The 14,221-nt window shown below is 53.3% G+C and carries 9 protein-coding genes; 4 read left to right on the top strand and 5 right to left on the bottom strand.

Features of this window, described 5'->3' with window-relative positions; genetic code table 11:
* Positions 1–81: 81 nt before the first annotated feature.
* From NYE33_RS31015 to NYE33_RS31005, 3 genes are read right to left on the bottom strand one after another with little or no spacing between them, the layout of a single operon-like run.
* The gene (locus NYE33_RS31015; RefSeq protein ID WP_340947365.1) at positions 82–1,254 is read right to left on the bottom strand and encodes a glycoside hydrolase family 130 protein; all 1,173 of its coding nucleotides are present in this window, start codon (positions 1,252–1,254) and stop codon (positions 82–84) included.
* Positions 1,254–2,468 (bottom strand): AGE family epimerase/isomerase, encoded by a 1,215-nt coding sequence (locus tag NYE33_RS31010; protein ID WP_341069151.1) that lies wholly within the window; start codon positions 2,466–2,468, stop codon positions 1,254–1,256. Before NYE33_RS31010 ends, NYE33_RS31015 begins: the two co-directional genes overlap by 1 nt.
* Before the next feature lie 46 nt (positions 2,469–2,514).
* Positions 2,515–3,477, bottom strand: coding sequence for a glycoside hydrolase family 113 (locus NYE33_RS31005; RefSeq protein WP_076242602.1), 963 nt, complete (start codon positions 3,475–3,477; stop codon positions 2,515–2,517).
* 266 nt (positions 3,478–3,743) lie between these two features.
* Between NYE33_RS31005 and NYE33_RS31000 the strand changes: the two genes are divergently transcribed.
* The 3 genes from NYE33_RS31000 to NYE33_RS30990 all read left to right on the top strand — a co-directional run bounded on the left by NYE33_RS31000 (position 3,744) and on the right by NYE33_RS30990 (position 8,916).
* Positions 3,744–4,766, top strand: a complete 1,023-nt coding sequence (locus NYE33_RS31000; RefSeq protein WP_042134986.1) for a glycoside hydrolase family 130 protein — start codon at positions 3,744–3,746, stop codon at positions 4,764–4,766.
* 170 nt (positions 4,767–4,936) lie between these two features.
* Positions 4,937–7,000: a methyl-accepting chemotaxis protein gene (locus NYE33_RS30995; RefSeq protein ID WP_336101554.1), complete on the top strand. Its 2,064-nt coding sequence runs from the start codon at positions 4,937–4,939 to the stop codon at positions 6,998–7,000.
* A gap of 110 nt (positions 7,001–7,110) precedes the next feature.
* Positions 7,111–8,916, top strand: a complete 1,806-nt coding sequence (locus tag NYE33_RS30990) for a peptidoglycan D,D-transpeptidase FtsI family protein (protein WP_341069149.1) — start codon at positions 7,111–7,113, stop codon at positions 8,914–8,916.
* On the opposite strand, the gene NYE33_RS30985 is transcribed toward NYE33_RS30990, so the two are convergent.
* Positions 8,877–10,103, bottom strand: a complete 1,227-nt coding sequence (locus NYE33_RS30985; RefSeq protein WP_076242605.1) for an AI-2E family transporter — start codon at positions 10,101–10,103, stop codon at positions 8,877–8,879. The genes NYE33_RS30990 and NYE33_RS30985 overlap by 40 nt on opposite strands.
* 252 nt (positions 10,104–10,355) lie before the next feature.
* Between NYE33_RS30985 and NYE33_RS30980 the strand changes: the two genes are divergently transcribed.
* A complete protein-coding gene (locus NYE33_RS30980) occupies positions 10,356–11,741 on the top strand; it encodes a polysaccharide deacetylase family protein (protein ID WP_042134994.1) in 1,386 nt (461 codons plus the stop codon).
* Between the two features lie 521 nt (positions 11,742–12,262).
* On the opposite strand, the gene ilvD is transcribed toward NYE33_RS30980, so the two are convergent.
* Positions 12,263–13,948 (bottom strand): dihydroxy-acid dehydratase, encoded by a 1,686-nt coding sequence (gene ilvD, locus NYE33_RS30975; RefSeq protein ID WP_039295667.1) that lies wholly within the window; start codon positions 13,946–13,948, stop codon positions 12,263–12,265.
* Positions 13,949–14,221 lie beyond the last annotated feature (273 nt).

The raw sequence follows: 14,221 nt of genomic DNA, 5'->3' as shown, positions 1-14,221 counted from the left end.
CAGAGCATTCTGCCGGTACTGCCTTTTTACTGGTATAAGTGCTTCGTGCAATCTGCCCTCAGACGGATATTACAGCTGTAATTACAGCTGGAGATTCCGGTCAATCAGGGCAATGCGCTGCTGGACACAGGCATAAGAGCGGAGCGGATCTTCAGGAGTATTCAGCACATAATCAAGCATTTGATCTACCGTAGTGGTAGCCACATGAATCCGGGTGTCGGAGGAAGCGTAGTAGATATAGATGTCCCCGTTGTCCCGGGCGATTATGCCGTTGCAGAATACAACGTTGGATACATCGCCGACGCGTTCTTCACCGTCCGGAGCGATGAAATGTCCGCCGGGAGCATGGGTTACCCTGTTCGGCTCATCCAGATCGGACAGGAATGCGTACAGTACATAACGCAGTCCCGCAGCAGTGTTGCGGACACCGTGGGCGATGTGCAGCCAGCCTTGAGGGGTTTTGACCGGCGCCGGGCCCTGGCCGTTTTTCACTTCCTTGATCGTATGATAATAACGCTGATCCATAATGGATTCGCTGGTAATTACAGCATTCTCAATGGTATCGGACAGTCCCCAGCCGATGCCGCCGCCGGAGCCTGCATCAATGAACCCATCCTGCGGGCGGGTGTAGAAGGCATATTTGCCGTCTACGAATTCAGGATGCAGCACTACATTACGCTGCTGGGCAGAGCCGGTCTTGAGGTCAGCCAGACGTTCCCAGGTCTTCAGGTCCTTAGTGCGGGTGATTCCGCACTGGGCAACTGCACTGGACAGATCGCCGTGCGGGGCAGCGGGATCTTTGCGCTCGGTGCAGAACAGGCCGTAGATCCAGCCGTCGGCATGTTTCACCAGACGCATATCGTAGACGTTGATATCCGGTTCTTCAGTTTCCGGCAGGACAACCGGATGATCCCAGAAGCGGAAGCCGTCTACACCGCTGTCGCTCTCGGCTACAGCGAAGAAGGATTTGCGGTCATTCCCCTCGACACGGGCCACAATGTAGAACATGCCGTCCAGCTCAATGGCCCCCGGGTTGAAGATGCCGTTCACGCCGATCCGTTCAGCGAAATAAGGATTGGTTGCCGGGTTAAAGTCATAACGCCAGATCAGCGGCGCATGTTCCGCTGTGAGCAGCGGGTATTGATAACGGTCATAGGTACCGTTGCCAAAGGGAACCTTCTCATTTTTGCGGCCAATCAGTGATTCATATCGTTCTGTTAACTGCGCCTTGCGTTCTGTGAATAATGTGCTCATTATTTAGTCTCCTTTGAGGTTGTTGTCAGTCTTCCGATCATTTCAAAGCAGGCTCTGCTGTTATGATAAGGGCATTTCCAGGCACTGACCTTGGATGCATGCGCCAGCGGCTGCAGGGATTCATCAACGGCCCAGAACCACTCGCCTAATGTATGATCGACCATGTAGCTGTTAGTGAACGTCCAGGCTGCCTCAGCAGCATCGCGGAACCTCGGATCTCCGGATAGCTGGTAGGCATTATAGAAGCCGACGATCGCTTCGGCCTGCGGCCACCAGTCTTTATTCTTATCCAGCAGCCCGTTCGAATCCGCCTCATTCCAGATTCCGCCGTCAGCGTCAATGCCTTCAGCCAATGTTGCTTCGGCCATGGACAAAGCCACACTGCGCACCCGGTGCAGCAGCTCCTCATCCCCAAGCACTTCAGCCGCTTCGACCAGGAGCCAGCTGCCTTCGATATCATGACCGTAGGAGATATGGTCGGACTTGATATTCCACTCTTCATCCAGGAACAGATGGAAATGCTTGCCCTCCTTATCAATGATGTGGAGGAGCATGACCTCAATCAGCTCAGCCAGCCGGGTCCGCAGCTCTTCGGATTTCCACACACGGTACAAGCCGGTGTAGCCTTCCAGCACATGCAAATGGGTGTTCATCGATTTCTTCTCATTCATGTCCTTGCTGCTGAGACTTAAATTCTCTGTCATCTGCCACTGCTCAGAGAGGGCTTCGATATAACCTTTATTAAGCGGATCATAGCCGTATTGCTCGACCAGACGGAACAGTGCCACAGCCTGATCGAGTGCATCCTGGCGTCCAGTAGCATGATGGAACTCAGCCAGGGCGTAGATGGCGAAGGCCTGGCCGTAAATTTGTTTTTTGCGTTCGGAAGGGGCGCCCAGCGCATCTACCATCCAGTAATAGCCGCCGTATTCGGCGTCGGTGAAATATTGAAGCAAATATGCGTGGGCCCGTTCAGCCATAGTCAGGTATTCAGCGTTGCCATACATGCGGTAAGCGCTCGCAAAGGTCCACAGAATCCGCGCGTTCAGCACCAGACTTTTTCCGGCCTCCGGATTGATATTCATCTGGTTATCTATTTCACCTACGAATCCGCCATACTTGTCATCCAGGGTATGCTTCATCCAAAAGCTGAGGATATTATTTTTCAGCTCTGCTTCCATTTCATTCCGCCAAATCTGTGGCGATTTCGTCATATGGTTGTTCACTCCTAAACAGTAATGGTAGATATTGAAATCAAGGCTATAAGGTAGGCGGGGATTTCGTCTTGGAACTGTAATACTCTTCAATAATACCTGCCGCCGGCTTGCCGTACATGCAGTAATCATCGTTGCCTGTTGCTTCGTCCAGCGGATAGAGCTGTGCCGGCCAATCCCACAGCATGAAGCCCTGTACCCAGTCCCGCTTCCCGCAGGCGCCGAACATGGCAAGGTAGAACCGGCTCTGCTCTTCAAGATCCGGTCCGCCCTTAAGACTCCAGTCATTCGGGATGGCGGCACTGCCGGTCCGGCTGGGGCATCCCGCTTCCATGAAGAAGAAAGGCTTGCCGTGTTTCATGACCACCGCCTCAATCCGGTCAAGCTGTACTTCCCAGTCCTGCTCGGGATAATAGCCGCTCGAAGAGATTACATCAAGCGCATCCCACCAGCTCACGTTATCCTCCTGATACTTATCGCAGTTGTAGGTGATTACACCGCTGTATACCTTGCGGACTTCGGCAATCAGGGCACGCCATTCTGCGGCCCGCCGGTCCGTCTGGACCAGCTCACAGCCGACACAGAACATCTCGCAGCCGCTCTCTTCGGCAAGCACAGCATAATGAAGGATAAAGGCTGTATAGGAACGGAACCACTCTGACCATTTCGGCTCGCAGGGAACATCCTTGTCGAAGAAGTTGATATGAGCCCGCCATGTGCCGTCTGCACAATTCACAATGGGCTTCAGGCAGACCTTCAGTTCAAGTGATTTTGCCTGGCGGATGGCCCAGCGTACCTCTTCATCACTGACCGTGGGTTCTGACCAATAGGGGATCTCTGTAGATTGCGGGGTAGCTTGAAGTGCGCTGAATGCGATGGCGGTCCAGTTCGCACCGGTAGACCTTTTCATCAGCTCCATGGAAGACTCCGCTGCATCATTGGCCCAGGTTCCCCGTCTGCCCATGAACCCCCAGGTTACGCCTCCGATATACTCGCTAAGCAGTGACATGTGGTAACCTCGCTTTGCTGTAGAATGAACAAAAAATATAGTGTATAAAACAAAAATAATAATTTTTTTGTATTTTGTTATTATGTTATTGTTATTTAACGATAACAAGAATACAATTAAGTTATAACGCTTTTTATGAATGTTTTCAAGGGGGAATTGTGCGGGAAGCCTGAAACCGGCCTCTATGTATGTCCATTCTGCGGAGTGGACGGAATCATCAGTCAACTGCAGCCGCGGCTGCGCCAATCTGAAAGGAGACTATTGCTATGAGAGAAGTTCAACTGACCGGAAGTAACATTCCGAATATGCCTTGGCAGGACAGACCGGAAGGAAATGAGAATCCGGTATGGAGACACAGTGACAACCCGGTCATCAAACGCAATCCGGCCAAAGGGGTTGCACGTATTTTCAATAGTGCGGTAATTGCCTATGAAGGAAGCTTCCTCGGCGTATTCCGGGTAGAGGATAATACGACCCGCCCTCATCTGCGTATGGGCCATAGCCATGACGGACTGGACTGGAAAATTGAAGACGCTCCCATTCCGTTCATTGATGAACAAGGCAACCCCTACATGCCGAGATATGCCTACGATCCGCGTCTGGTTAAGGTTGAAGATACGTACTATATTATCTGGTGTACGGATTTCTACGGCGCCGCCATCGGTGTAGCCAGAACGCAGGACTTCAAGACCTTCGTCAGCCTGGAAAATCCATTCCTGCCGTTCAACCGCAACGGCGTGCTATTCCCTAAGAAACTTAACGGCAACTTCGTGATGCTCTCCCGTCCAAGCGACAGCGGTCATACCCCGTTTGGCGATGTCTTCCTGAGTGAGAGTCCTGACTTCGTCTACTGGGGCAAACACCGTCATGTGATGAGCAGAGGCGGACAGGGCTGGTGGCAGAGCACCAAGATTGGCGGCGGTCCCGCCCCGATTGAAACCTCCGAAGGCTGGCTCATGTTCTACCATGGTGTAACTGGAACCTGCAACGGGCTGGTGTATAGCATGGGTGCGGTTATTCTGGATAAAGACGAGCCGTCGAGAGTCAAATACCGCTCCAGGAACTTCGTACTTACACCGGAAGAATGGTATGAGGAGAGAGGTTTCGTGAACAATGTGCTCTTCCCGTGCGCGACCTTGAATGATGCCGAAACGGGCCGCATTGCCATCTACTACGGGGCGGCTGACACTTATGTAGGTGTTGCGTATACGACGGTGCAGGAAATCGTCAACTACGTGATCGACACTCATGAAGAGGTTGGCGATGATGCGGATTTAGGCAAAATCTAGGTCGAATAAGGCAGCAGAGGCCTTTTCACCTGACACCGTTGGTCTGCATTCTATGCTACTCATCTCATACAACAAAATCACAGCGTTACAAGATCTGATGGTATATTATTAATACTGGCCTTGTGCGGAATCATTCCCTACAAGAATACAGCAGATCCGGCGGTGATTTTTTGAGCAAGTCAACAGTTCGCGGTAAAAGTATTCTTACTCGGCTGCATCCCTCCAAGTCGCTGGGGGTGCGGCTCTTTCTCGTGTTTTTCGTTGCGACGATGGGAATCGTCCTGTCTTTGGGCTATACATCCTACTCTGTTGCCAAACAAACAATCGAGAACAATGCACTGTCCGCTAATCAGCAGACAGTCGAGCAAACGGCAGAGAAGCTTGATGTAACTCTGCTGCGCTTTGAAGATAATCTGGGCCAGCTGTTCTACAATAAGGATATCCGGCAGGCAGTCTCGGAAGAAAGTACTGCTGCTGCAGGCGGGGGGACGGAACCGGCCGCTGTGATCAGCGGCGAATTGAACCATTGGCTCTCTGCAGTAACTAATGTGCAAGCGGTTTATCTGATTCCTCTTAATGAAGCGCTGCCTGCCGCGTCAGCGGGGGCTGTGGACAATGAATTCCTGGCGGGTGTCCGCGAAGCTTCGTGGTACAAGCAGCTGCAGGATAAGCCGCAGGGCTTGTGGATTACCGAGGCCCAGAAGCAAGGGGAAGCAGAAGGCGTGGTCCATTTCGCCAAGTCCGTAGCGGGGGAAGAGGGAAGCTTAGGATACATAGCGGTCTGTGACATCAAGACTACGGAGCTGGCCAGCCACCTCAGCAAAGTCGATCTGGGGATGGATTCTTATATCCAGCTGCTGACTACCAAAGATGAGATGATTGCCTCTTCCCAGCATCAGGAGACAGACACTTACTTGCGTCTGGGAGGCACCCTGTTCAAGGGACTCAGCGAGAGCTCAGGCTCCCTGCCGACCAAGGATGAGAAGGGCAAATCCATTCTTGCCGTGTATGGTACGCTGGAGAGCTCGGGCTGGAGACTGCTTGGCGTTGTCCCTTCCGAGAATCTGATTAAAGATGCGGGCCGTATCCTCAACACCACTTACATAGCAGTGGCTGCCGCTGCCGTCATCGCCATTCTCATTGGCCTCTGGATGGTACGGATGGTCTCACGGCCACTGTCACGCCTGCGGGACCTCATGTTCCAAGGGGCAGAAGGTGACCTGCGCGTGCGTACAAAGGTAGTCTCGCATGATGAAATCGGCCAGCTGTCAGGCTCCTTCAATATGATGATGGAACGGATCACAGAGCTGGTCGTGCACACCAATGAGACTGCACGTGAAGTACTGGAGACCGCAGATGCCCTGGGCAATGCATCCCGTGAGACCGCAGTGGCCGCACAGGATATTGCCGCAGCAACTGAACAGATTGCCGGCGGTGCAGGAAATCTGGCGCTGGAAGCAGACCGCGGAAATGAGATGACCGCCCGGATCTCCGAGCGGATGGATGCGGTGATTGCTGCGGCCCAGGAGATTGGCGGGACCGCACATAACGTACAGGCGTCCAGCAGGGAAGGTGTCGTCAAGCTGCAGGAGCTGCTGGGCAGAACGCATGAGACCGGCGATATGACAGGGAAGCTCGTCATTAAGGTCAATGAACTGAAGGATACCACCTCGTCAGTCATCCGGGTGCTTGAGGTCATGCAGAACATTACCCAGCAGACTAATATTTTGTCGCTTAATGCTACTATTGAAGCAGCCCGGGCAGGCGAAGCAGGCAAAGGCTTCACCGTGGTCGCTGATGAAATCCGTCAGCTGGCTGAACAGTCCAAGCGTTCCATTGCAGTAGTTGCTGAGATTACCGACAGAATCATGAATGACATGCATGAGACTGTAGCCGCATTATCCGAGGTGGCACCTTTGTTTGGAGAACAGATGACGTATGTTCAGAGCACCAGCGAGATCTTCGTCAGTGTACAGGGGCAAATGAATCATCTGATTACCCGGCTGGATTCCGTGTCAACATCCATTGACGGACTGAACCACTCGCAGAGAGTGCTGTCCGAGACGATTGGCAATGTCAGCTCGTTTGCGGAAGAATCCTCTGCCGCCTCCGAGGAGGTTGCATCCCTCACCGGTGAGCAGGAGAGCGTAAGTGAATATCTGGTCAATCTCTCCGCCAAACTGGAGAATGCCTCGTCCAAACTCAAAGAACGATTGTCTAAATTCAGCGTGTAAGCTGCAAGTGTATTAACCGCTTTTCCTTCGGGGGAAGCGGTTTTTTTGCGGTTTGGGGTGGGCATAATAGAACCCATAGTTCCGCAGCCCACTTGATGGAGGAATAACACTTGCAGAAGCTGGTTCACAAACGTATATTTTGGAGTCTGCTGATCCTGTCTGTGCTCGTTGCAGGCTTGATCATCAGACTGGCCTGGGTCCAGCTGCTGCTGAAGAATCAGCAGGTAAGCAGCAGCGGGTACACGATGGCACAGATGGCTGAAATTCAGAGCGAGCGGGAGACAGTGCTGGACAGCGGACGGGGCCGGCTCTATGACAGGAACGGAGAACCGCTGGCCGGAGAGACTGTGTGGACAGCGGCGCTGTTTCCGCAGGAAGAGTCACTTCCGCTGCATACGGTTACCGGGGAGCCTGCCGGGGATAACCAATTGCACCGCCTGGCAGAAATCCTTGGGGTCAGCTACAACCAGCTGCAATCCAGACGCACAGGACTTAAGGAGCCGCTGCTCTGGCCCTCCGGCAAGGGGGACACTCCGCTGGCATTGTCGTTGTCAGAGGCCCGCGAAGTGGAAGAGCTGGGAATTGAGGGGGTTAAGGCGCTGCCCTTTGCCCGCAGATATGATGGAGCCGCTTCAGGGCGGCAATGGCTTGGTTATTTGTCTGAAGCTTCGGGTGAAGCCCTCCGGCAATCACCGACAGGTCTGCGGATTCCGCGTACAGGTACGGACGGGCTGGAGAAAACACTGGAGCCGCTGCTGCAGGGAGTGGGGCATACAGAGGCGGTTGCCCAGGTGGATGCCAGGGGCAACCGTGTTCCAGGCAGTCCGATTGTAGTCAAAGCACCGGGGAATCCTTATTACCCGCTGTCTTTATATACCACGATTGATAAGAAACTACAGGAGAGTATTGAGCAGCTGGCCGCAGAAGCAGGCGTGAAGGAGGGAGCCGTTGTAGTCCTGGATAGCCAGAACGGCGATATTGCCGCGATGGTCTCCTTGCCGTTCTACAACCCGGAGCAGATCTCGCCGCAAGGGGGCGAATGGAACAACCGGGCGCTGCAGGCAGCGGTACCCGGGTCCATCTTCAAGATAGTCACTGCCGCTGCTGCCCTGGAGGCCGGATTAACTTCACCGGAGGAACCGTTCTATTGTAAAGGAGAATACGGGAAATACGGATTAACCTGCCTGAACGGCAAAGGACACGGCGCCCTTACGATGGCGCAAGGGTTCGCCGTGTCCTGTAATACCGTGTTCGCCACGCTTGCCGAGCGGCTTAGTGGAGCACAGCTTAATGCTGCTGCTCTGGCACTGGGCCTTGGCCGGGACATCGGCTGGCAGGCGGAGAATACGCTGGGCCTGCCGCTGCTCCGGCCGCTCTCCGGGGAGCAGGCGGGGACGATCTTCACCACGCTGCTGCCGGATGACGGCGGGGTCAGGGTGCAGACTGCAATCGGCCAGCGCGATGTGCGGATTACACCGCTGCAGGCGGCGAATCTCGTAGTCACGCTGCTGCATGGCGGGGAGGTTAGAGCGCCGCGTATTCTGCAGCGGGTTGCTTTTGCCAACGGCCAGACGCTGAAGGAGCTTCCGGGACATTTGGCCCCTGCGCCGCAGGGCAGAATATCCGGGGCAACCGCCCGCGTGCTGCTGTCCATGATGCGTAAAGTGGTGACAGAAGGAACAGGCCGGACGCTGCAGGGCCTTGAATGGCCGGTCGCCGGCAAATCAGGCACAGCGCAGACTCTGGTCAAAGGCGTGGCCCGCAATAATCAATGGTTCATCGGCTATGGCCCGGTAGACCATCCGAGATATGCTGTATCCGTTGCTGTCGAGAACGTGGCTCCAAGCAGTCCGCAGGCAGCTGCCAAATTATTCGGTCAAGTATTTGAGCTGCTGTCCGGGTCAACGGGGGCTTGAGTACCGACTGTGCCTGCTGTACCAGCCGAAGCTGTACCAGCCGTATTACCCGGTACAGGGCCGCCGGCTGTGGAGGGTTCAGAAGCGGCAAACGGAGACACGATGAATTCCTCCTGCGGCAGATAGATCCAGCGCTGCAGATACCCCTGCTGAATCAGCTCCTTGAGCAGGATCAGCAGGATCGGCGACAGAATAAGGCCAGCGATGCCAAATACAGAGGAAGACAGAATTACGAAAGATAACATCAGGAACGCCGAGGAGACGCCGATCGAATTTCCGGTGATTTTGGGCTCCAGCAGCTGCCGTATAACCATCACCACTGCCAGCAGAATGATCAGACCAATGGCAAGTGAGGTATTGCCGACAATGAACAAATAAATAATCCAGGGGATCAGAATCGCCGGTACTCCAAGTAGCGGCAGCAGGTCGAACAAGGCGCAGATCAGAGCCAGAGTAAGAACATTTCCAGTCTGCAGAATCAGCAGTCCGGCGAGAACGATCACGAAGGTAATGCTGATCAGAATCAGCTGGGCTTTTAGATAAGAACCTATAGCCTTGAACACATTCCCCTGCAGGAAAGCGTAAGCCGTCTTAAAGGTCTTGGGCAGCTTGTCATGGGCGATCCGGCGCCAGTCCTTAATCTCCATACTGAGGAAAAAGGCCAGAATAATCGCAATGCCAAAATTAGCCATAAAAGAAGAGAAGGAGCCAAGCACACCGATCATATATTTAAAGAAGGTGACCATCCACGTCGAGAGGACATTGGTCGCATCGGTGAAATAACCGTTCAGTTTGTCTGTGAGATCGGGCGGGAGCGCATCAATTTTTTGCTGGAGATAGGTGGTAGCCTCAGTAAAATGCTGCTGGACTATGTATGTATATCTGGGCAGATTGTCCTGGAATTGAATGACCTGAGTCGTAATCAGCAGTCCGGCAGCAAATAATGCGCCAAGCAGGATCACTAAGAAGAGTACCACGGAGATAGCGGAGGCGAAAGGCTTAGCCATTCCCTTGCGGTTCAGGAACCGGGCCAGCGGCTCAATCAGCAGGAAGACAAAAAAGGACAGGAACACAGGAGCGGCCAGCTGATACAGCTTACTGAATCCCAGCATCACGAGATATAGCGTCAGAATAACCAATCCGATGTCGAAAAAAGTGCGCCAATATTTTTTGTACAGCGGCAGCATAGAGATAAACGACTCCTTTTTTAGATAAATTTACAATAATCACTTCAATTCATTGTACACGATTTTAATAAAAAAGCGTCTATTTCTTTGGCAGCTGTGTTAAAATAGGGGGTAACGTTTTTTTTGAATGTACTACTTGTCGCCACAACGGTATTGTCCTCTTGCAGGACAGCAGACGCTTCTACTTACTCTACTTGGCCGTATCACACGTAAGACGAGCCAAAGTCAACTCTGGAAAAGCGGGGAATTTACATGCAGACTTTGCTGCTCTGGCTATTTTACATTTCTACCTTTTATGCTTTCATTCCTGGAATGATCAGCCGTATATTTGGTTATCGTGTCTTTCGGAAGGGAATCGGGCGCACGGATTATGGCCTGACCTTTGATGACGGACCTGACCCGCATTATACACCGTTATTGCTGGATTTGCTTAAGCGCTATGGAGCTAAGGCGACTTTCTTCGTGGTAGGTGCTCATGCTGAAGCGCATCCGGAGATTATTAAGCGTATGCATGATGAAGGGCATCTCATCGGGATTCACAATTATGTGCACAAGACGAACTGGCTGATGCGTCCGGCAACGGTGAGGAAGCAAATTCAGCGGACCGATGATATTATCTTCAAAATAACCGGCGAGCGCAGTACCTATTACCGTCCGCCGTGGGGAATTGTGAACCTGTTTGACTTCTCGAAGCGGCGGCAGGTGCAGATTGTACTCTGGTCGGCCATGTTCGGCGACTGGAAGGAGAAGCTGGGGGCGGAACGTCTGACCGACAAGCTGATCTCCAAGCTGGGCCCCGGTGAAGTCATGCTGCTTCATGACTGCGGTACTACGCTCGGTGCCGATCCGCATGCACCGGAGCATATGCTTATTGCCCTGGAGCGGATGCTTCAAGAAGCGGATAGGCGGGGGCTGCGAAGTATCCGGATTGACAAGATGATCAAGGCGGTGCAGGAATCACCTATCACGCGTCTGTCTTTCGGCAAACGGCTGGTTGTCGGCTTATGGCTGGCCTGGGAACAGGTATTCCAGCTGTTGTTCCAGATCAAGACGATCTCTCCGGCAGATCCGTTCCTGCATTACCGGCTGCGTAAGTATCAGGGGAATCCCGTGCAGATGGATAACGGCGAGACCTTAAGCAAAGGTGACAAGGTGATTGAGCTGCATATCGACAACAGGCAGCTGTTCGAGCTGGGGGTGCATTCGCGTTCCTCGGCACAGCTTGCCATCCGCATGATCCGCCGCATGGAGAAGGATCTCCCGGTGCTTGCGGAGCGGATTGCCGGTGATGTGGATCTGGCGGAAGCCAAAGCGCTCTACGGTGTGAGCATGCTGAACCGCGGGCCGGAGAAATTCGGATTCATGGTTCTGGATCTGCCAAGCGGCCTGTTCGCAAGTTCCACCAAATTCTATCTCAGTATTCTGCTCAGCGTCATTCATCCGTCAGGCGGAGCGAGACTTAAAGTCCGCAGTGAGCTGCTGGTACCCAAAATGATGCTGATGCCCGTGTCGCAGCTGCTCGACCAGATGAACCAGCAGCGGCCGCAGAAGCCGGTGAAGCAGCGGGAGCGGATGCGGGAAGAGGAGCATTCCCTTGAAGCTGAACTTGAACTACCCGGAGCAACGGTTGTTCATTGAATGCAGCAGGCAGACAGCACTTATAAATTTTGATATTTATCAATATCGCAACTGAAGCTGCTTCTTATGCTCCGCTGGCCTGAATGGGCTGGCGGGGTTTTTTATATATCTGGAGCTATTGCCGATATGTTTGCTGCCTGTGTCGGACGGAGATCCCGAGACCTCCATCCTATGTGGAAATCCTGCACGAAATACAACATTTCCCGAGTTAAATCGGAGATAACCGGAAAATGTTGTATGAAATGCAGGATTTCACCTACTCCAGGCGGCTTAGCGGGAAGATATTGTATTTCATACAACAATCTTCCGGAACAACCCGTTATCGATGAATCAAAGTTGCAGAGCGTACAACATTTCCCTAGCGAACAGCGATAGAGACAATTTGGGTGGTCCCTACATCTGCTGGAACTGTGCAATTCTAGTCGCAAATCGGTCCTTACATGTCAAAAAGAGCAGTCCCGCCGCATTAACGGAGGAGACTGCTCTTTCAGTTCGTTCTTTCTATCTCAGGCTGCGGCCGATTAGATCTTCAGCACGCCGCCTTTGCTTGCATTGGTAACCAGCTTGGAGTAACGGGCCAGGTAACCGGTCTTCACCTTCGGTTCGAAGCCTTTCCAGCCGCTGCGGCGGACAGCCAGGACTTCTTCTTCAACCAGCAGCTCGATCTTGCGGTTGATCAGGTCCAGTTCGATGATGTCGCCATCCTCGACAAAAGCAATCGGTCCGCCCTCAGCCGCTTCCGGCGAGATGTGGCCGATACTGATACCGCGGGACGCTCCGGAGAACCGGCCGTCGGTGATCAGGCCGACCTTGGCGCCAAGACCCATACCGACGATCTGCGAAGTCGGTGCCAGCATTTCCGGCATACCCGGTCCGCCCTTCGGACCTTCATACCGGATAACAACGACATGGCCTTCTTTGACCTTGCCGTTCGCGATCCCTTCCAGCGCCTGCTCCTGGGAGTCGAAGCAGATGGCAGGGCCCTTGTGGTAGCCGCCAACGGAAGCATCTACGGCACCAACCTTGATGATGGAGCCTTCCGGAGCCAGGTTGCCGTAGAGTACAGCCAATCCGCCTACCGGGGAATAAGGGTTGTCTATTGTATGAATAACCGACGTATCCTGAATCTCATGACCCGTGACATTCTCGGCCAGAGTCTTGCCGGTTACGGTCATGCAGTCGCCGAAGATGGCGCCCGGCTTCTTCAGCAGCTCGTTCAGCACAGCGCTGACGCCGCCCGCCCGGTCCACATCCTCGATGAAGATATCGGATGCCGGAGCCAGCTTGGCCAGGTAAGGCACGCGGTTGGCTACTTCATTGATGCGCTCCAGCGGATAGTCAATTTCAGCTTCCTGAGCTAGTGCCAGGGTATGCAGCACAGTGTTGGTGGAACCACCCATAGCCATATCCAGCGCAAAGGCATTGTCCAATGATTCATGGGTTACGATATCACGCGGCTTCAGATCCAGCTTGATCAGCTCCATTAGCTGGGTAGCTGATTTGCGGACGAAATCTCTGCGTTCTTCGGCAACAGCCAGAATGGTGCCGTTGCCCGGGAGAGCAAGGCCCATAGCTTCAGCCAGACAGTTCATGGAATTGGCTGTGAACATACCCGAACATGATCCGCAGGTTGGACAGCCGAATTGTTCCAGTTCAAGCAGTTCAGCGTCATTGATCTTGCCGACCTGATGGGCGCCAACGCCTTCGAACACGGATGTCAGGGATAGCTTCTTGCCTTTGCTGTCTACGCCGGCCTTCATCGGTCCGCCGCTGACGAAGATCGTCGGGATGTTGACGCGCAGTGCGCCCATCATCATGCCCGGGGTGATTTTATCACAGTTGGGAATGCACACCATTCCATCGAACCAGTGAGCGGAAACCATCGTTTCCACAGAATCGGCAATAATCTCGCGGCTTGGGAGCGAATAGCGCATTCCGATATGTCCCATGGCAATACCGTCATCAACGCCGATGGTATTGAATTCGAACGGAACCCCGCCGGCTTCACGGATAGCTTCCTTAACGATTTTGCCGAATTCCTGCAGATGCACATGACCCGGTACAATGTCGAGATAGGAATTGCAGACTGCGATAAACGGCTTGCCGAAATCCTCTTCCTTAACGCCTGCGGCCCGCAGAAGGCTGCGGTGTGGAGCACGGTCAAAGCCCTTTTTGATCATGTCTGAACGCATTTTCTTGTTTGCCATGATGAAATTTCCCCCTAAAAGTATTGTGAGCCTAACCTCTTGGAACGGTGAGAACAAATATAGTGCCGCATTAACGCATTGCAATCCCAAAAGCTGCGTGTCTGCGGTTTATAGAAGGTACAAGGTCCAGCTTCCTGCAGTAAACAGAAGTAGGGCGGAGCCGTTTCTATAAAACAAGCGGATTGGATACGAACGTTAATAGAGAGTCTATCACAAAAAACCTCATTTTTCTACCGGGCAATGTGAAGTTTGTCGCGGTAATCTCCCGGCAGA

The organism is Paenibacillus sp. FSL R10-2199 (genome assembly GCF_038000235.1).
Classification (GTDB): domain Bacteria; phylum Bacillota; class Bacilli; order Paenibacillales; family Paenibacillaceae; genus Paenibacillus_AQ; species Paenibacillus_AQ phytohabitans.
Note: the sequence above shows the minus strand (reverse complement) of the source record. Positions and strands in the feature narration are given on the sequence as shown.